The sequence below is a fragment of the Pseudomonas sp. RL_15y_Pfl2_60 genome (assembly GCF_963970595.1).
In the GTDB taxonomy this organism is placed as follows: domain Bacteria; phylum Pseudomonadota; class Gammaproteobacteria; order Pseudomonadales; family Pseudomonadaceae; genus Aquipseudomonas.
Window position 1 is genome coordinate 216,383 of sequence record NZ_CAXAOE010000001.1, and the last position, 17,101, is coordinate 233,483.

Consider the following 17,101-nt stretch of genomic DNA (forward strand, 5'->3'; position numbering starts at 1 on the left):
TCAGGTTTACAGGCACCCATTAAGAGCGGTGCTTGAGCGGATCATCCCAGAATGGTCGCTCGACTTCCTGCATGACATCGGCACGGCTCAAGCCTATGTCTTTAAGCGCGTGATCTCCCAATGCCGCCAGTTGATGACGCTCTTTAGCCAGTTGGTTCCAGCGCTTGATTTGCGCCCAAACCAGCTTCACATAAGCGCGAACTGGCAAGCCTTTTACCGACCCTACACTTGCGATTGCGTAACCTTTTTGAGCTTTCATTTTGTCGCCCTCCTTTGGGGATGGCGACAGTCTCCAACTTGCCCTATGATCAATCCAACGAATGTTTCTTATGCAATACATCTCCAGGATTGATCAATGGCCAACTACCCCAGCATCGACAGCGAATTGTTGCGTACCTTCGTCGCCATTGCCGATTACGGCGGTTTTACCCGGGCCGCCGAGGTGGTGAATCGCACCCAGTCGGCGGTGAGCATGCAAATGAAGCGCCTTGAGGATGATGTGATGCAGCGCCCGCTGTTCCAGCGCGATGGTCGTCAACTCAGTCTCACTGCCGAAGGCCATGTATTGCTGGGCTATGCGCGGCGGATTCTCAAACTGCATGGTGAGGTGATGACCACCTTGCGCGAGCCACATATGGTCGGTTCAGTGCGCATTGGCACGCCAGATGACTACGTGATGCGCTTTATGCCCGGGATTCTCTCGCGCTTTGCCCAGGCATACCCGCTGATCCAGGTCGAGCTGCACTGCGAGCCCTCATTCCAGTTGCTGCAACGCCAGGATCTGGACCTGACCATTGTCACCCGCGAGCCGGGCACCGAAATTGGCCAGCTATTGCGCCAGGAGCGTATCGTCTGGGCCGAGGCGGAAGGGTTCAATCCCCATGAACAAACGCCGCTGCCCCTGGCAATGTTCAACTCCGAATGTTTTTGCCGCTCATGGGCCTGCAATGCCCTGGACTCGATTGAACGCGAATACCGCATGGCCTATACCAGCCCAAGCCTGTCAGCCATAATGGCGGTGGTCAGTGCCGGGCTTGCCATCACCGCACAGTTGCAGAGCCTGATCACTCCCAACATGCGAATTCTCGGTGAGCATGAGGGCCTGCCAGCAATGCCGATGGCCAGTATCGTGCTTTTGCGCAATGGCAGCCATCACTCACCCGTGACTGAAACGCTGGCGGAGCACATCATCGAAGGCTTTAAACTTTAAACGCCAGCAGCACCGCGCAGACCACCAGAAAACCTGCAAACATGGCGCGTAGCACCCGCTCAGGCAGGGCGTGAGCAAGCTTGACCCCCCAGCTGATGCTGAGCAAGCCGCCAATGGCCAGCGGCAAGCCCATCATCCAGTCAACATGATCGTGCAACCCATAAGTAACCAATGTCACCGCGGTGCTTGGCGCCGCCAGCGCCAGAGACAAACCTTGAGCGACCACCTGCGTGGTACCAAAAATACTGGTCAATATTGGCGTGGCCACCACTGCCCCGCCGACGCCAAGCAAACCTCCCAGCAAACCAGCGCCACCACCCAACACTCCCAGCCACGGCCAAGGGTGACGCAATTGGGTGCTGCCTGGCACGGGCCGATAGAACAAGCGCGAAACGTTGTACGCTGCCAGCGCCAACAAAAACACAATAAAGCCAATCCGCATGCGTTCTGCATCGATATTTACAGCCCAACCCGCACCGAGCAGCGCAAAACAAAAGCTGCTGACGGCCAGTATCAAGGCATGGCGGATATCGATACGGTTGCGTTGGTGGTAGCGCCAGAGCGCCAATAATACGTTTGGCACAACCATGACCAAGCCTGTGCCTTGCGCCAATTGCTGATCGAGGCCGAACAAGATCCCCAACGCAGGAATCGCGATCAAACCACCGCCGATGCCGAACAGGCCGCCAAGTGAGCCGAGCATGGCACCCAATACAACATTTATCGCAAAATCAAACAGGCTCATAACTCTCTGCATTCTGGTGAAGATGCTGCACATGCTATAGCCTTGCCACTACTCCGGAAACGCACAACAGCGCACAATGGCTATGCACAATTCGCACAAGCGAGCTTGAGATGAACCCCGACGCCCTCACCCATCAGCTGATTATCTTTCTTGACGTGCTCGAAACCGGCAGCTTTTCGGCAGCCGCAAGACGTCATCCGCTGACACCTTCAGCTGTCGCCCGGCGCATTGATGCGCTGGAGCAGTCGTTGGGCAGTTGCCTGTTTAGCCGCACCACTCACGCGGTACGGGTAACGCCAGCCGGCATCGCCTTCGCCGAGCGGGCAAAGCGCATCCTCAATGAGTTGAATCTGGCCCGCGCCGAAGCGGTGTCCCTTAGCAGCGAGCCAGAAGGTTTGATTCGCATTGATGCGCCCTCACCCTTTGGCCGCCGGCACCTGGCCCCGGCGATTGCCGACTTCCTGCAGGCCTACCCTGGGCTGGATGTACAACTGCGCCTGATCGACAGCTTTGTAGACCTGCACGGCGCGCATTTGGGGGAAGTGGATGTTGTGTTGCGCATTGGTCCATTGCAGGACACACGCCTGGTCGCCACCGCGCTGTCGCCATTGGTACGGATTGTCTGCGCCAGCCCCGACTACCTTGAGCAGCACGGCGTGCCACGCAAACCGAGCGAGCTTATTGAACACCACGGCCTCGACTGGGACAGCCTGGCACCGCCCTACGCCTGGCGCTTCGAGCAAGATGGCAAGCTCAATATCTTCAAGCCCCAACGCATGCGCATGACCGCCAACAATGCTGAAACCTTACTGTTCAGCGCGCTATCCGGTCTTGGTATCGCCCACTTGCCAAGCTGGTTGATCAGCGAGCATCTGCTGCGTGGCGAACTGGTGCCACTGTTCTGTGATGACGGACTCCCCGCGCCCGAGCCCAGCGGCATCTATGCCCTGCGCCTGGACCGCGAAACCGGTTCGCGAAGCAGACTGCTGCTGGAATTCCTGAAGTCGCGTTTTGGTCCAGTGCCGCCGTGGGACGCAGCCTTGCACAGCGGCTTGAACCACGACTAATACAGGTCGATGCCAGCGCCTCGACCTGCCTGCCCGTTAAGCTGCAGCGCCAGCATCTGCCTGTAATCCTGCCGATTCGACAGCACCTATCGCACATTGCTCGTCAATATCGGAGGTATCGCCAGTAATCCCGATTGCCCCGAGAATCACACCGCCGCTACTGCGAATCAGCACGCCGCCCGGCGCTGGCACCAGATTGCCATCCGCCAGGTTATTGACCGAGCCGATAAATGCCGGACGCTGTTGTGCGTCCAGTGCAATGGCCCGCGAGCCTTTGCCCAACGCCAGCGCCCCCCAGGCTTTGCCCACTGCAATCTGCGGACGCAACAAACTCGCGCCGTCCTCACGCTGCAGACTGATCAAGTGGCCGCCTGCGTCCAACACCGCAACCGTCAAGGGTGCAGTTTTGATCTCGCGGGCGATCGCCAGCGCCCGCTGGCTAATGGTTGTAGCAATGTCCAGGGTCAAGTTGTTCATGGCAAAGCCATCCTTATCAAGAACGAAATAGAAGAAACGCCCTACAAACCCACCAGATCGGTAAGACAATCAAAAATCGTTTTCACTATCGCACCAGATACAAAAAACTCAACACCTAAATACAATTTATTTCACGATTGTATACAACTTATAAGCTTGCTAACTAATCTTGCGAAATCCTGCTTTAAAACGTCCGTTTTAAAAGAGAATCCACTTAAAACCCCTATCTACTCAAAAATAGTTGACCACAAAGTCATGTCATGAATAGAATCAGGCCACAGCAACTTGTATACAATTTAACAATAAAAGAGGCACAAGAAATGGCCAGAATGAGAGCAATCGAGGCCGCCGTACTGGTGATGCGTCGCGAAGGTGTTGACACCGCGTTTGGCATCCCCGGCGCTGCAATCAACCCGCTGTACGCAGCACTGAACAAAGTTGGCGGTATCGACCACGTCCTGGCCCGTCACGTTGAAGGCGCTTCGCACATGGCCGAAGGCTATACCCGCACCAACGCTGGCAATATCGGCGTCTGCATCGGGACTTCCGGCCCGGCAGGCACCGACATGGTGACTGGCTTGTACTCAGCCAGCGCAGACTCCATCCCGATCCTGTGCATCACCGGCCAAGCGCCGCGTGCACGCATGCACAAAGAAGATTTCCAGGCCGTTGATATCACCAGCATCGTCAAGCCAGTCACCAAGTGGGCAACCACGGTGATGGAGCCTGGCCAGGTGCCGCGTGCATTTCAGAAAGCCTTTTATGAAATGCGCTCAGGTCGTCCCGGCCCTGTGCTGATCGACCTGCCGTTTGATGTACAGATGGCCGAGATCGAATTTGATATCGACGCTTACGAGCCAATGCCTCTGGCTAAGCCAGCGGCCACTCGCGTACAAGCTGAAAAAGCCCTGGCAATGCTCAATGAGGCGGATCGTCCGCTATTGGTTGCCGGCGGCGGTATTTTCAATGCGGACGCGGCTGACAAACTGGTCGAATTTGCCGAACTGACTGGCGTGCCGGTTATCCCGACATTGATGGGTTGGGGTTCGATCCCGGACGACCACAAGCTGATGGTTGGCATGGTTGGCCTGCAGACCTCGCACCGCTACGGCAACGCCACCTTACTGGAATCCGATTTGGTATTCGGTATCGGTAACCGCTGGGCTAACCGCCACACCGGCACCGTTGAGGTCTATACCGAAGGTCGCAAGTTCATCCACGTCGATATCGAACCGACGCAAATCGGTCGTGTATTCAACCCGGATCTAGGCATTGTTTCGGATGCAGGCGCAGCGCTTGATGCATTCCTTGAGGTTGCCCGCGAATGGAAAGCCGCTGGCAAACTGAAGGACCGCAGCGCTTGGGTTGATGCCTGCCGCGAGCGTAAGCGCACCCTGCAGCGCAAGACTCACTTCGAAAACGTGCCAGTAAAGCCGCAGCGCGTATACGAAGAGATGAACGAGTTTTTCGGCAAGGACACCTGCTACGTCACCACCATTGGCCTGTCGCAGATTGCGGGCGCACAGTTCTTGCACGTCTACAAGCCGCGTCATTGGATCAACTGTGGCCAAGCGGGCCCGCTCGGCTGGACAGTCCCGGCGGCATTGGGCGTGGCCAAGGCTGACCCAAGTCGCAACATTGTCGCGCTGTCTGGTGACTATGACTTCCAGTTCATGATTGAAGAACTGGCTGTCGGCGCGCAATTCAACCTGCCGTACATCCACGTTGTAGTGAACAACTCATACCTGGGTCTGATTCGCCAGGCGCAGCGCGGATTCGAGATGGATTACTGCGTGCAGCTGGCGTTCGAGAACATCAATGCCCCGGAACTCAACGGTTACGGCGTCGACCACGTTGCAGTGGTTGAAGGCCTGGGCTGTAAAGCCATTCGCGTATTCGAGCCTGATGACTTGCAAGCTGCGTTCGCCAAAGCCAAGGCGTTGATGGAAGAACACCGTGTACCGGTTGTGGTTGAAGTGATTCTGGAGCGCGTAACCAATATCTCCATGGGCACTGAAATCAACGCAATTAACGAGTTTGAAGAGCTGGCTGCGCGTGGTGCTGACGCGCCGACCGCCATCTCCATGCTCGACTAAAACTGATCAAACCTCCCTCTTCCACCAGAGAGGGAGCCAACCAGAGGAGTCATTTATGCCTCGTTTCGCTGCCAACCTGAGCATGCTGTTCACTGAAGTGGATTTCATGGAGCGTTTCGCTGCCGCCGCCGATGCCGGTTTCAGCGGTGTTGAGTATCTGTTTCCGTACGACTTCGCTGCGGGCGATATCAAAGTCGAGCTCGACAACAACAAACTTGAACAAGTGCTTTTCAACCTGCCCGCCGGAGACTGGGCCAAGGGTGAGCGTGGCATCGCCTGCCACCCGGACCGGGTTGAGGAGTTCCGCGCCGGTGTCGACACCGCAATTGCCTACGCAAAAGTACTGGGCAACAGCCAGATCAACTGCCTGGCCGGTATTCGTCCGCAAGGTTACGACTGCGCCACCGTCGAGCAGACCTTTGTCGACAACCTCAAGTTTGCCGCCGAAAAACTGGCTGACGCCGGAATCAAGCTGGTCATGGAAATGATCAACACCCGCGACATTCCAGGTTTCTACCTGAACACCACGGCCCAAGCCCTGGCGATTCGCGACAAAGTCGGCAGCAGCAACCTGTACCTGCAATACGACATCTATCACATGCAAATCATGGAAGGCGATCTGGCCCGCACCGTGAGCGACAACCTTGCTGTGATCAATCACGTACAGCTGGCCGACAACCCGGGCCGCAACGAGCCGGGCACCGGCGAGATCAACTATCGCTTCATGTTCGAACACCTGGACCGCATTGGGTACCAGGGTTGGATTGGCTGTGAATACAAGCCAGCCACCACCACCGCTGCCGGCCTCGGCTGGATGAAAGCGCATAACGCAATTTAAGGAGCACTGTCATGGCTAAAATCGGATTTCTCGGTACTGGCATCATGGGCAAGCCCATGGCCGAAAACCTGCAAAAAGCAGGTCACCAACTGTTTCTTTCAACCCACCACGACGAAGCCCCCGCTGACCTGGTCGCCGCAGGCGCTATCGCGCTGGCCAACCCAAAGGAAGTGGCGCAGGAAGCTGAATTCATCATCGTCATGGTTCCGGATACCCCGCATGTTGAAGACGTACTGTTCCGCGAAGATGGCGTTGTCGATGGCGTTGGCCCCAATAAAGTCGTGATCGACATGAGCTCGATCTCGCCAAGCGCGACCAAGACCTTTGCTGAAAAGATCAAGGCAACCGGCGCCGCTTATCTGGACGCACCAGTGTCCGGCGGTGAAGTGGGCGCTAAAGCAGCGACCTTGTCGATCATGGTCGGTGGCTGTGAAAAAGCCTTTGAGCGCGTCCTGCCGCTGTTCCAGTCGATGGGTAAAAACATCACCCGCGTTGGCGGTAATGGTGATGGCCAGACCGCTAAAGTCGCGAACCAGATCATCGTTGCCCTGAATATTCAGGCAGTTGGTGAAGCCTTGCTATTTGCGGCCAAGAACGGCGCAGACCCAGCCAAGGTGCGCGAAGCCTTGATGGGCGGCTTTGCTGGCTCGAAGATCCTTGAAGTACACGGCGAGCGCATGATCAAGGGCACCTTTGACCCAGGCTTCCGCATCAGCCTGCACCAGAAAGACCTCAACCTGGCACTGGCTGGCGCACGTGAGCTGGGCCTTAACCTCCCAAACACCGCCAACGCCCAGCAAGTGTTCAGTACCTGCGCAGCGATCGGTGGCAGCAACTGGGACCACTCCGCGCTGATCAAAGGCCTGGAGCACATGGCCAACTTCTCGATCCGCGACAAGTAAGGCCCGTAGGGTGAGACAACGCGAAGCTTGTCCACCGCAATGCATGGCAACTCGAAGATTGCTTGTACAAATGGTGGCCGAAAAAAGCGTTGCCCACCCTACGAAAGCGACATCTGCACCCTTGGGCGGGACAAGGTAAAACTTCCCCGCTCAGGGCTTCGCAACAGAGCAACAAATCAGGCGGTGCGTCCAAGGTAGGTTGGACAAGTCGCCTGACCCTTTCGACCTCCCCGGGGCGCGGTGTCACGGCCTGCAAACCGGGAGGGTCGATTCCAATCCAGAGTCGTCTTGAATGACGCCTGCGGACTGCAATCGACAAAACCGTACGCGCAAAAGCTTAAACACTCTAACGACAACAAATTCGCCCCTTAGAAATAAGAGAGTCTGCCATGTCCATCGACCCGCAAAACCTGTTGCGTGACCTCTTTAACACCGCCATTGACGCAGCCCATCCTCGTCACGTGCTGGCCGACCATTTACCCGCAGACCGCAGTGGCCGGGTGATTGTCATCGGCGCGGGCAAAGCGGCCGCAGCCATGGCCGAGGTGATTGAGCGAGAGTGGCAAGGCGAGGTGTCTGGTCTGGTCGTGACGCGCTACGAGCACGGCGCCAACTGCAAGAAAATTGAAGTGGTCGAGGCTGCACACCCGGTTCCGGATGACGCTGGTGAACGTGTCGCCAAGCGCGTATTGGCGATGGTCAGCAACCTGACTGAAAGCGACCGGGTTATTTTCCTGCTCTCTGGCGGTGGCTCTTCCCTGCTCGCCCTGCCCGCTGAAGGCATCAGCCTGCAAGACAAACAAGCGATCAACAAGGCCCTGCTCAAATCCGGCGCCACCATCGGAGAAATGAACTGTGTGCGCAAGCATCTCTCCGCCATAAAGGGCGGTCGTTTGGCCAAAGCCTGCTGGCCCGCCACGGTGAACACCTACGCAATCTCCGATGTCCCCGGCGATGAAGCCACGGTCATCGCCTCAGGCCCAACGGTTGCAGACCCCAGCACCAGCGCCGAAGCATTGGCGATTCTGGCCCGCTACAGCATTGAGATTCCCGCCAATGTTCGCCAATGGCTGCAAGACCCACGCTCAGAGACCGTCAAACCCGGCGACCCGTGCCTTGCACGCAGCCACTTCCAGCTGATCGCCACGCCGCAACAGTCCCTCGATGCCGCAGCTGCCAAGGCCGAGGCCGCCGGTTTCCCGGTGTTGATCCTGGGTGATCTTGAGGGAGAATCGCGCGAAGTAGCCAAGGTCCATGCCGGGATCGCCAAGCAGATTCGCTTGTACGGCCAGCCGATCAAAGCGCCGTGCATCATCTTGTCCGGCGGGGAAACCACGGTCACCGTGCGCGGCAACGGTCGCGGCGGACGCAACGCCGAGTTCCTGCTGAGCCTGACCGACAGCCTCAAAGGCATGGCGGGGGTCTATGCCATCGCGGGTGACACCGACGGCATCGACGGCTCCGAAGACAACGCCGGCGCCATCATGACGCCCTTCAGCTACGCCCGCGCAGGGTTACAAAATCTCAGCGCCAGCGACGAACTGGATAACAACAATGGCTACGGCTACTTCGCGGCGCTCGATGAATTGATCATGACCGGCCCAACCCGAACCAATGTGAACGATTTCCGCGCTATTTTGATTCTTGAGAGCACTGACCAATGACACCTGACAAGAACGTAAAAATCCTCGCAACACTGGGCCCGGCCATCAAAGGCATTGACGATATACGTCAACTGGTCGAGTCAGGCGTCAACCTGTTCCGTCTCAACTTCAGCCACGGCGAGCATGCCGATCATGCCGAACGTTTCAACTGGGTTCGTGAAGTCGAAAAACAGCTGAACTACCCGATCGGTATTCTGATGGACCTGCAAGGTCCAAAGTTACGGGTCGGGCGCTTCGCCGACGGCAAGGTCATGTTGCAACGCGGCGACAGCTTGCGCCTGGATCTGGATAAAACACCGGGTACGGCCCAGCGCGTGAACCTGCCGCACCCGGAAATCATCGAAGCCCTGCAACCGGGCATGAGCCTGCTGCTCGACGATGGTCGCCTGCGCCTGCAAGTTACCGCCAAGCACGCCGATGCGGTGGATACCACGGTGATTGCCGGCGGCGAATTGAGCGACCGCAAAGGAGTCAACGTACCCGAGGCGGTCTTGCAGTTGAGCCCGCTGACCGAGAAAGATCGCCGTGACCTGAGCTTCGGCCTAGAGCTGGGTGTCGACTGGGTCGCGCTGTCTTTCGTGCAGCGCCCGGAAGACATCATCGAAGCACGCGAGCTGATTCAGGACAAAGCCTTCCTGATGGCTAAAATCGAAAAGCCATCGGCTGTCGAACACCTTGAGGAGATCGCCAAGCTGTGCGATGCGATCATGGTTGCACGCGGTGACCTCGGGGTTGAAGTACCGGCTGAAAACGTGCCGCGTATCCAGAAAGATATTATCCGCACCTGCCGCCAGTTGGGCCGTCCAGTCGTTGTCGCCACGCAAATGCTCGAATCCATGCGCTTCTCCCCGGCCCCAACCCGCGCTGAAGTCACCGACGTGGCCAACGCAGTTGCCGAAGGTGCAGATGCAGTCATGCTTTCTGCTGAAACAGCCTCGGGTGATTACCCGATGGAAGCGGTCAGCATGATGAGTAAAATCATCCGCCAGGTTGAAAACGGCCCTGACTTTCAAGCCCAGCTGGACGTCAGCCGTCCCCATGCCGAAGCCACTGCATCGGATGCAATCAGCTGCGCGATCCGGCGCATCAACGCCATCTTGCCAGTCGCCACCTTGGTCAACTACACCGAGTCTGGCGCATCGAGCCTGCGCGCCTCACGTGAGCGGCCAAAGTCGATGATTCTTAGCCTCACGCCGAACCTCAATACCGCGCGCCGCCTAACCCTTGCCTGGGGCATCTATTCCGTGGTCAACGAGCGCCTGCACAAGGTCGAGGAAATCACCAGCACCGCACTTGAAATCGCCCAGGCGCAAGGCATGGCCAAGCGCGGGGATACCGTGGTGATTACCGCTGGCGTACCGTTCGGCCAACCTGGCAGCACCAACAGCCTGCGGATCGAAACACTGCACTAACAACGTTGTTTGCTTCACGGCGCCTCAAGGGAAGGACACCTTAAGGCTCCACCGGACAGGGATGTTCACCTAAGACTGACAAGCCGCACAAACATGAATACCGAACGCTCGCAGCTGCAACTGCGGGCGTTTTTTGATTTAACAGCAAACTCATCCGAGCGGTTTAACAGATGCCCACCCGGCCAGTCCCAACGCCAGCCCTGCGCGGCTTCAGAGCATTATTGAGCGGCTTCAGCCAGGTATTCCTGCAAAACGATCCGGGTTGTGGATTGCTCATTTTGCTGGGCATCGCAGTTGGCGCTCCAGAGCTGCTTGGCGGCGCACTGCTCGGCGCTTTAACCGGCACGCTCACGGCACAACGTCGCGGCTATGCCAGCGCCGACATTGAACAAGGTTTGTATGGCTACAACGGCGTACTGCTGGGTATGCTGATCAGCATGCAGTTTCAATGGTCGGCGAGCGTGCCGTTGCTGATTATCGTCAGCGCAGGCCTGTCGAGCCTGATGCTTGCCCCGTGGATGGCGCGGATGCGCAATCGCCAATGGCTGCCAGCCTTCACCTTCCCCTTTGTCGCACTCAGCTGGCTGTTGCTCGAACTGGCAACGCCGTTACAACTGCAACTGCGCTCAAGCATCGCAGTAGAGCCACAGCATCTGGATCTGATCAACAGTATGGTGGCCATGGCCCGTGGACTGGGGCAAGTGTTGTTTATTGAGCGACCCTTGTCCGGCTTGTGCTTGTTGCTTGGCCTGTTTGTCGCGGACAGTCGCGCCGCCGTTTGGGGGTTAATCGGTTCAGCCTGCGGCCTGGGTTTTGCGCTTTACCAAGGCTGGGAGCAGCACAGCGCCCTCGCTGGCCTGTATGGCTACAACGCAGCTCTGGCGGCAATTGCCGTCAGCCAGGTCAATCGCAATATGGCTTTGCCTTTGCTGGCGATTTTCCTGGCCCTTGTATTACAGCCAGGCTTTACCTCACTCGGCCTACCCGCCTTGACCATGCCGTTTATCCTCGCCTGCTGGCTGATCAGCGCCAGCCAGCGCCTGCTCAAACAAGGCGCGGCTCACACCGCCCCGCGCAATACTTGCATCAAGCAGGCTAAACTCCCTAGGCTGACAAACAGCGACGATTAGAATATCGCCAACAAGGGAGCACGCCAGCAACATATGGACAACACATTGAGTTTGCGCCGCCGGATTTACCGGATCATTTTCTTTACCGACACCCCGGCCGGACAACGTTTCGACAATATTCTGCTGATTACCATTGTCGCCAGCCTTATCGTGGTAATGCTCGACAGCATCCAAGCCATACACAGCCAATACCGGGCCTGGATGTCTGGCCTGGAGTGGATGTTCACCGCGCTGTTTGCAGTTGAGTACCTGGTGCGGATTTACTGCTCGCCCAAACCCTTGCGCTATATCTTCAGCTTCTATGGCTTGATCGATCTGCTGGCCATCCTGCCCGGCTTGTTGACGCTGTTCTTCCCCAGCGCGCAATACCTGCTTATCGTCCGGGTGATCCGCATGATGCGGGTATTCAGGGTGCTCAAGCTCAGCCCCTATTTGCGCCAGGCCAATTTCTTGATGACCGCGCTACGCGGCAGCAAACAGAAGATCATCGTGTTCTTCTCCTGCATCGCCATATTGGTCACGGTGTTCGGCACCCTGATGTACGTGATTGAAGGCCCCGAACACGGCTTTACCAGTATTCCCAAAGGCATCTACTGGGCGGTGGTCACCCTTACCACCGTCGGGTTTGGCGATATTGTCCCTAAGACAGTGCTTGGGCAGTTTCTGTCGACCCTGGTGATGATCACTGGTTATTCGATTATTGCCGTGCCTACTGGGATTTTCACTGCTGAACTGGCAAGCGCCATGAACGGCGGCGAATTACTGGAGCGCGAATGCCCAAGCTGCAAAAAAGATACACACGAACCCAATGCAGCCTTCTGTAATCGCTGCGGCAACCCGCTGTACCCCCGCGAAGGCGATCAGGCAGGGTAATTGACCGGACTGCTTGGCACTGTGCCGGAGCATCCAGCTTGCAGGTTTCAGCGGGTGAAACCTGCAAGCAATAGTCGAACTGTTGCAGTTCAACCGTGCCGTTTAGGCGATGCTGACGCCATGGGCCTCAGCCAATGGCTTCAAGCCACCTGCAAAACCCTGGCCGATTGCCTTGAACTTGAACTCTTCGCCTGCACGATAGACTTCACCGAAGATCATTGCGGTTTCGGTCGATGCATCTTCGCTCAGGTCGTAGCGCGCCAACTCTTTACCGTCAGCTTTGTTCACCACACGAATGTAAGCATTGGCAACCTGACCGAAGTTCTGCTTGCGCTGATCCGCTTCATGGATGGTCACCGAGAAAACCAGCTTCTTGACAGCAGCAGCCAGGCCGTTGAGCTTGACGGTGACTTGTTCATCATCACCCTCGCCTTCACCCGACTGGTTGTCGCCCATGTGCTCAACCGAGCCATCGGCGGATTTCTTGTTGTTGTAGAAGATGAAACCTGCGTCTTCGAGAACCTTGCCGTTCTCACCGACGATAAAAACCGAAGCATCAAGGTCGAATGGCGAGCCATCGGTAACGCGTGGGTCCCAGCCCAAGCCAACCACTACTTCGCTCAACCCTGGTGCTTCCTTGGACAGCGAGACGTTTCCGCCTTTGGACAGACTAATAGCCATTTGCAAGTTCCTTGCTCAATAAATTCGAGCTTTTTTGAATGGTAAAACTCGCTGGCGCTATTAATGGCGCCAGCAAGTCATCGACTGTTTAGAAGTTCATGCCATAGGAGTTGGCCAATGCTTTCAGGCCACCCGCATAACCTTGGCCAACGGCGCGGAATTTCCATTCGCCGTTGTTGCGATACAGTTCTGCGAAAACCATTGCGGTTTCGGTCGATGCATCTTCAGCCAAGTCATAACGCACGACTTCAGCACTGGTTACTTCGTTGACGATGCGAATGAACGAACCGCCCACTTGGCCAAAGTTCTGCTTGCGCGAATCGGCATCGTGGATGGTCACGACGAAGGCAATTTTATCGACATCAGCCGCGACACGGCTCAGGTCGACCTTCAACACTTCGTCGTCGCCATCACCGGCACCTGTGCGGTTGTCACCGGTGTGCTCAACCGAGCCGTCTTGGCTCTTCAGCTGGTTGTAGAAAATGAAGTCGGCGTCGCCACGGACCTTGCCGTCAGCACCCAATAGGAAGGCGCTGGCATCCAGGTCGAAATCAGCGCCGTCGGTGGCGCGTGGATCCCAACCCAGACCGATCAGCAGCTTGGTCAAGCTCGCATCGGTTTTGGTGAGTGACAGGTTACCGCCTTTTTGAAGAGTCAGTGCCATGGGTAAAGCTCCTTTCTGGATGGTTAATACTGTTGCTCAGTTGTTTTCGGGCTGTACATCTTCCTTACCGGGGAAGATCCAGCTCGCGACGACGCCTATGACCAAGACAATCATGACGATCATCAGACTGGTGTTGGCATCAATGGTGTAACCGTGATGGAACATATGGTCGGTTGCATTCAAGCCGAGCTTAACGGCGATGAAGAACAGCAGCACGATGACCGCCTTCTCCAGGTGGACCAGGTAGCGTTTCAGGGCCTCCAGTACAAAGTACATGGTGCGCAAACCCAGGATCGCAAACAGCATCGCCGAATAGACGATCAGCGGCTCACGACTGACCGCGATAACCGCAGGCACCGAGTCGAATGCAAACAACACATCGGACACTTCCACGACTACCAGACACAGGAACAGTGGCGTCGCGAAAATCGCGCCTTTAGCCGCTAGCGTCATGCCTGCGTTTTCAGGCTTCTGAATTTCTGTCTCGAGATGCTTGCGCGAGACGAAGAAGTTATGGCCATACAGCTTCGGCCATACCGGAAACAGCTTCTGGGCGAAGCGATAGGCAATGTGCTTGGAGTAATCCTCTTCTTCCTCGTCGTCACCACCGGCGCGCAGCATCATTACGGCGGTCCAGGCCACGATCACTGCAAATACAATCTCGACCCAAGGGCCAAATGCGAGCAGCCCGGTGCCGATTGCGACGAAGATCCCGCGGAACACGATGGCGCCGATAATGCCCCAGTAAAGTATCCGGTGGCGCAAGCCATCCGGCACTTTGAACCAGGCGAAGATCGCCATGAATACGAACAGGTTGTCCACGCTCAAGACTTTTTCTAGGGCATAACCGGTGACAAACAGGCTGGCAACTTCAGGGCCATGCTGGACATACAGGAAGCCGGCGAAAGCCAGGGAGATTGCAACCCAGAACACCGACCAGACGGATGCCTTGGTCAGTGAAATTGGCTTGTCGCCACGATGGGTAATCATGTCGAGGAGAAGCGCACCAACAGCGATCCCCACGAAAACCGCCATAGTCAGCGGTGGGAATCCAATTTGTGTTTCCACGTCTAGAGTTCCTTAAAGGTCAAAGTCAGCTGGATTGAGATCCAGCTCCAGGCAAATCAAGCGACATACCGCTTTCTCGTCGTCATCGAAGTTGCCATCCGATGCACCAACGGCAGAGACCACGCGGACCAGAAGGCGAGCAGCGCCATCATTACCTTTAAGCTTGCCAACGACCTTCAGCGCTTCAGCCCGACCGATCTGTTGATCGAACTCGAACTTGGCACAGTGATCGTTGAAGGAGTTGATCACGTCCTTGAGGTCAAAGACTTTCAACTCGGGCGAGTTAGTAATAAAGCCGACCATCTTGGATTTTTCCGCCGAGGAAATATCACCATCGGCTGCCGCGACCAATGCACAACCTGCCGTGGTCGCATCCATGAATTTTTGATTACGAAACTTGCTGACCTCTGTAGTCAGCTTGTCACGTGCCGCTGTCGCATTTGTTTTTAGCCACTCAAGCATTTGAGTTCTCCTCGACAGGCGCAGCCAGATGACTGCGCCATGAATATTATTTTGAGCCTGCGGTCCAGCGCATGCCCCAGCCATAGGCCTTGTCCATCACCGCATGGCCGCGATGGAAATCAACCTGACGGGTGACCTTTACTGCACCATTTACGTTTTCCAGCAAGGCAATGGCGCATACCCCTTCACGACCACCCTCCTCGTTGAGGCGTACCTCAATGTCGGGTTGGCCGGGAATGTAGATGGTCACCACGCCGTCTGTTTCCTTCCAGTTGGGAACACCTTCATAAATGAAGGCAAAGAACAGGATGCGCCGCACCTCGCTCCACTTAGCCCCATTGATGTGCAGCCACTCGCCACCGGCCACCGAGCCAGTCCGGTCGTCGCCCATCAGCTGTATATAAGGCTCGTGCGTCAGGCTTCCGAATGCCTTGCCGAGCGCTTGAACCACGCCCTTCTGGCCATTTTGCAGCTCATACAAGCAGCCGACATCGAGGTCGATGGACTTGCTGCGGGCAAAGAAACCACCGCTCTTGGCCGGCCGCTGATTCCAGTTCAGGTTGACCTTGATCTCACCAAAACCGGCAGCGGTTTTTTCCAGGCTGATAGTGGTGCGCGTCTTGTCGAGCGTGACCTTGCTCAGGCTGACCGATGACTTTGCAGCCGCAGGCGGCGTTGGAGGTACTGGAGCCGGGGGCGGCGTTGGGGTGGCCGCTGGCGCTGGCGCCGCAACTTCAACCCCAAAGTGCTTGGCCAATGGTTCAAGCCCGCCTGCAAAGCCCTGTGCCACGCAGCGGAACTTCCACTCGCCCTGGCGTCGGTAGAACTCCCCGAGGATGAGCGCAGTTTCCTGCATCCCCGCAGTAGCAAGCTGAGCTTCGATACCGCCCGCGATGTTCAGCGAAAGCTGGGAAACACGGTCAAAACTGGCTTTGTTCTCGTAGATAGTGGCGGTCAACGCCACTTTCTCAACCACAGGCTCGAGCTTGCTCAGGTCAACAGTGAATACGGCCCGACCGGCAGATGATTCGGTCATCTGCACGACACCGCCCAGCACACTGGTTTGGCCGTAGAAACACATATCGCTATCGCCACGGACTTTACCCGCAGCGTTCAAGATAAAAGCCGAGACATCAATGTCCGCCCCAGGAATCGGGGTGTAGTTGATATCCACACTGAGTTGACCGGTCGCAACTGGCGCATTACCCCCCGGTACGAGAGCAACCATTAACGCACCGCCTGCACAGCCAGGGAAACCAGGTCATCGACCGTGCGACCATTGGTGGTAACGCCGATTGCCTTGAACTCCCAACCCGAGCTTTCACGCGACAGGCTGGCCATTACGATGCCAGTGTGACCGCCACGCTCGGACAGGTTGTAGCGGGCCAGTTCGCTGTTGTTGCTGGCGTTGACGATACGGCAGTAGGCGTTTTCAACTTTCTCGAAAGTCTGGCCAGTGAAGCTGTTGACTGTGAACACCAGGTACTTGACTGCTTCAGGCAGGCGCTGCAAATCGACCTTGATGGTTTCGTCATCACCGTCGCCTTCGCCGGTACGGTTATCACCGGAGTGCTGGATGGAGCCGTCATTGGACTTGAGTTGACGGAACCAGACCAGGTCGATGGCCTTCAGCTCGCTGTCGAGCAGGATGCAGGAAGCATCGAGGTCGATCTCGCCGCCGCTGCCCAGCAACTTGCCGAAGAACCCGCTTTTTGCCGCATCCCAACCAAGGCCCAGGCTGATTTTGCTCAGGCCAGTGCCAGCAGTTTTTTCCAGGGATATCGTTTGGTTTTTGCTCAGCGTGAGTGCCAT

At 56.9% G+C, this 17,101-nt stretch carries 18 protein-coding genes; 9 read left to right on the forward strand and 9 right to left on the reverse strand.

Annotation, left to right across the window (positions count from 1 at the left end; translation table 11 throughout):
• Positions 1-19: 19 nt before the first annotated feature.
• Positions 20-259, reverse strand: coding sequence for a DUF1127 domain-containing protein (locus AACY26_RS01095; RefSeq protein WP_339510161.1), 240 nt, complete (start codon positions 257-259; stop codon positions 20-22).
• 96 nt (positions 260-355) lie between these two features.
• Between AACY26_RS01095 and AACY26_RS01100 the strand changes: the two genes are divergently transcribed.
• The gene (locus AACY26_RS01100) at positions 356-1,210 is read left to right on the forward strand and encodes a LysR substrate-binding domain-containing protein (RefSeq protein WP_339510164.1); all 855 of its coding nucleotides are present in this window, start codon (positions 356-358) and stop codon (positions 1,208-1,210) included.
• Here the strand turns inward: AACY26_RS01100 and AACY26_RS01105 are convergent.
• Positions 1,200-1,955 carry a sulfite exporter TauE/SafE family protein gene (locus AACY26_RS01105; RefSeq protein ID WP_339510166.1) on the reverse strand — a complete coding sequence of 252 codons (756 nt, stop codon included), beginning with the start codon at positions 1,953-1,955 and terminating at the stop codon, positions 1,200-1,202. The genes AACY26_RS01100 and AACY26_RS01105 overlap by 11 nt on opposite strands.
• 110 nt (positions 1,956-2,065) lie before the next feature.
• Here AACY26_RS01105 and AACY26_RS01110 point away from each other — a divergent pair, with 110 nt between their 5' ends.
• Entirely contained in the window at positions 2,066-3,022 is a 957-nt protein-coding gene (locus AACY26_RS01110) for a LysR family transcriptional regulator (protein ID WP_339510168.1), read from the forward strand.
• Positions 3,023-3,058: 36 nt separating this feature from the next.
• On the opposite strand, the gene AACY26_RS01115 is transcribed toward AACY26_RS01110, so the two are convergent.
• The gene (locus tag AACY26_RS01115; RefSeq protein ID WP_339510171.1) at positions 3,059-3,499 is read right to left on the reverse strand and encodes a GlcG/HbpS family heme-binding protein; all 441 of its coding nucleotides are present in this window, start codon (positions 3,497-3,499) and stop codon (positions 3,059-3,061) included.
• A gap of 320 nt (positions 3,500-3,819) precedes the next feature.
• Between AACY26_RS01115 and gcl the strand changes: the two genes are divergently transcribed.
• The 7 genes from gcl (at position 3,820) to AACY26_RS01150 (ending at position 12,414) form a co-directional block, all read left to right on the forward strand.
• A complete protein-coding gene (gcl, locus tag AACY26_RS01120; RefSeq protein WP_339510173.1) occupies positions 3,820-5,595 on the forward strand; it encodes a glyoxylate carboligase in 1,776 nt (591 codons plus the stop codon).
• A gap of 55 nt (positions 5,596-5,650) precedes the next feature.
• Positions 5,651-6,433: a hydroxypyruvate isomerase gene (gene hyi, locus AACY26_RS01125; RefSeq protein ID WP_339510175.1), complete on the forward strand. Its 783-nt coding sequence runs from the start codon at positions 5,651-5,653 to the stop codon at positions 6,431-6,433.
• Between the two features lie 11 nt (positions 6,434-6,444).
• Positions 6,445-7,335 (forward strand): 2-hydroxy-3-oxopropionate reductase, encoded by an 891-nt coding sequence (locus AACY26_RS01130; RefSeq protein WP_339510177.1) that lies wholly within the window; start codon positions 6,445-6,447, stop codon positions 7,333-7,335.
• Positions 7,336-7,724: 389 nt separating this feature from the next.
• A complete protein-coding gene (locus AACY26_RS01135; RefSeq protein ID WP_339510179.1) occupies positions 7,725-8,999 on the forward strand; it encodes a glycerate kinase type-2 family protein in 1,275 nt (424 codons plus the stop codon).
• The gene (pyk, locus tag AACY26_RS01140) at positions 8,996-10,411 is read left to right on the forward strand and encodes a pyruvate kinase (protein ID WP_339510181.1); all 1,416 of its coding nucleotides are present in this window, start codon (positions 8,996-8,998) and stop codon (positions 10,409-10,411) included. Before AACY26_RS01135 ends, pyk begins: the two co-directional genes overlap by 4 nt.
• Positions 10,412-10,581: 170 nt before the next feature.
• Positions 10,582-11,541 carry an urea transporter gene (locus AACY26_RS01145; protein WP_339510183.1) on the forward strand — a complete coding sequence of 320 codons (960 nt, stop codon included), beginning with the start codon at positions 10,582-10,584 and terminating at the stop codon, positions 11,539-11,541.
• Positions 11,542-11,574: 33 nt separating this feature from the next.
• The gene (locus AACY26_RS01150; RefSeq protein WP_339510185.1) at positions 11,575-12,414 is read left to right on the forward strand and encodes an ion transporter; all 840 of its coding nucleotides are present in this window, start codon (positions 11,575-11,577) and stop codon (positions 12,412-12,414) included.
• Positions 12,415-12,516: 102 nt separating this feature from the next.
• Here the strand turns inward: AACY26_RS01150 and AACY26_RS01155 are convergent, their stop codons facing one another.
• From AACY26_RS01155 to AACY26_RS01180, 6 genes are all read right to left on the reverse strand, one after another.
• Positions 12,517-13,095, reverse strand: a complete 579-nt coding sequence (locus AACY26_RS01155; protein WP_339510187.1) for a TerD family protein — start codon at positions 13,093-13,095, stop codon at positions 12,517-12,519.
• A gap of 88 nt (positions 13,096-13,183) precedes the next feature.
• Positions 13,184-13,759, reverse strand: coding sequence for a TerD family protein (locus AACY26_RS01160; protein ID WP_010485246.1), 576 nt, complete (start codon positions 13,757-13,759; stop codon positions 13,184-13,186).
• A 36-nt stretch (positions 13,760-13,795) separates the two neighbouring features.
• Positions 13,796-14,794, reverse strand: coding sequence for a TerC/Alx family metal homeostasis membrane protein (locus AACY26_RS01165; protein ID WP_089360809.1), 999 nt, complete (start codon positions 14,792-14,794; stop codon positions 13,796-13,798).
• A gap of 45 nt (positions 14,795-14,839) precedes the next feature.
• Positions 14,840-15,289 carry a tellurite resistance TerB family protein gene (locus AACY26_RS01170; protein ID WP_010485243.1) on the reverse strand — a complete coding sequence of 150 codons (450 nt, stop codon included), beginning with the start codon at positions 15,287-15,289 and terminating at the stop codon, positions 14,840-14,842.
• Between the two features lie 46 nt (positions 15,290-15,335).
• Positions 15,336-16,517: a TerD family protein gene (locus AACY26_RS01175; protein WP_339510190.1), complete on the reverse strand. Its 1,182-nt coding sequence runs from the start codon at positions 16,515-16,517 to the stop codon at positions 15,336-15,338.
• Complete coding sequence (locus AACY26_RS01180) at positions 16,517-17,101, reverse strand: TerD family protein (protein ID WP_339510192.1); 585 nt, start codon at positions 17,099-17,101, stop codon at positions 16,517-16,519. The genes AACY26_RS01175 and AACY26_RS01180 overlap by 1 nt, the downstream gene beginning before the upstream one ends.

What these genes read in the sequence shown, in the direction of transcription:
- AACY26_RS01095 (WP_339510161.1), bottom strand. Translation starts at nt 259, where the DNA reads ATGAAAGCTCAAAAAGGTTACGCAATCGCAAGTGTAGGGTCGGTAAAA.
- AACY26_RS01100 (WP_339510164.1), top strand. Translation starts at nt 356, where the DNA reads ATGGCCAACTACCCCAGCATCGACAGCGAATTGTTGCGTACCTTCGTC.
- AACY26_RS01105 (WP_339510166.1), bottom strand. Translation starts at nt 1,955, where the DNA reads ATGAGCCTGTTTGATTTTGCGATAAATGTTGTATTGGGTGCCATGCTC.
- AACY26_RS01110 (WP_339510168.1), top strand. Translation starts at nt 2,066, where the DNA reads ATGAACCCCGACGCCCTCACCCATCAGCTGATTATCTTTCTTGACGTG.
- AACY26_RS01115 (WP_339510171.1), bottom strand. Translation starts at nt 3,499, where the DNA reads ATGAACAACTTGACCCTGGACATTGCTACAACCATTAGCCAGCGGGCG.
- gcl (WP_339510173.1), top strand. Translation starts at nt 3,820, where the DNA reads ATGGCCAGAATGAGAGCAATCGAGGCCGCCGTACTGGTGATGCGTCGC.
- hyi (WP_339510175.1), top strand. Translation starts at nt 5,651, where the DNA reads ATGCCTCGTTTCGCTGCCAACCTGAGCATGCTGTTCACTGAAGTGGAT.
- AACY26_RS01130 (WP_339510177.1), top strand. Translation starts at nt 6,445, where the DNA reads ATGGCTAAAATCGGATTTCTCGGTACTGGCATCATGGGCAAGCCCATG.
- AACY26_RS01135 (WP_339510179.1), top strand. Translation starts at nt 7,725, where the DNA reads ATGTCCATCGACCCGCAAAACCTGTTGCGTGACCTCTTTAACACCGCC.
- pyk (WP_339510181.1), top strand. Translation starts at nt 8,996, where the DNA reads ATGACACCTGACAAGAACGTAAAAATCCTCGCAACACTGGGCCCGGCC.
- AACY26_RS01145 (WP_339510183.1), top strand. Translation starts at nt 10,582, where the DNA reads ATGCCCACCCGGCCAGTCCCAACGCCAGCCCTGCGCGGCTTCAGAGCA.
- AACY26_RS01150 (WP_339510185.1), top strand. Translation starts at nt 11,575, where the DNA reads ATGGACAACACATTGAGTTTGCGCCGCCGGATTTACCGGATCATTTTC.
- AACY26_RS01155 (WP_339510187.1), bottom strand. Translation starts at nt 13,095, where the DNA reads ATGGCTATTAGTCTGTCCAAAGGCGGAAACGTCTCGCTGTCCAAGGAA.
- AACY26_RS01160 (WP_010485246.1), bottom strand. Translation starts at nt 13,759, where the DNA reads ATGGCACTGACTCTTCAAAAAGGCGGTAACCTGTCACTCACCAAAACC.
- AACY26_RS01165 (WP_089360809.1), bottom strand. Translation starts at nt 14,794, where the DNA reads ATGGCGGTTTTCGTGGGGATCGCTGTTGGTGCGCTTCTCCTCGACATG.
- AACY26_RS01170 (WP_010485243.1), bottom strand. Translation starts at nt 15,289, where the DNA reads ATGCTTGAGTGGCTAAAAACAAATGCGACAGCGGCACGTGACAAGCTG.
- AACY26_RS01175 (WP_339510190.1), bottom strand. Translation starts at nt 16,517, where the DNA reads ATGGTTGCTCTCGTACCGGGGGGTAATGCGCCAGTTGCGACCGGTCAA.
- AACY26_RS01180 (WP_339510192.1), bottom strand. Translation starts at nt 17,101, where the DNA reads ATGGCACTCACGCTGAGCAAAAACCAAACGATATCCCTGGAAAAAACT.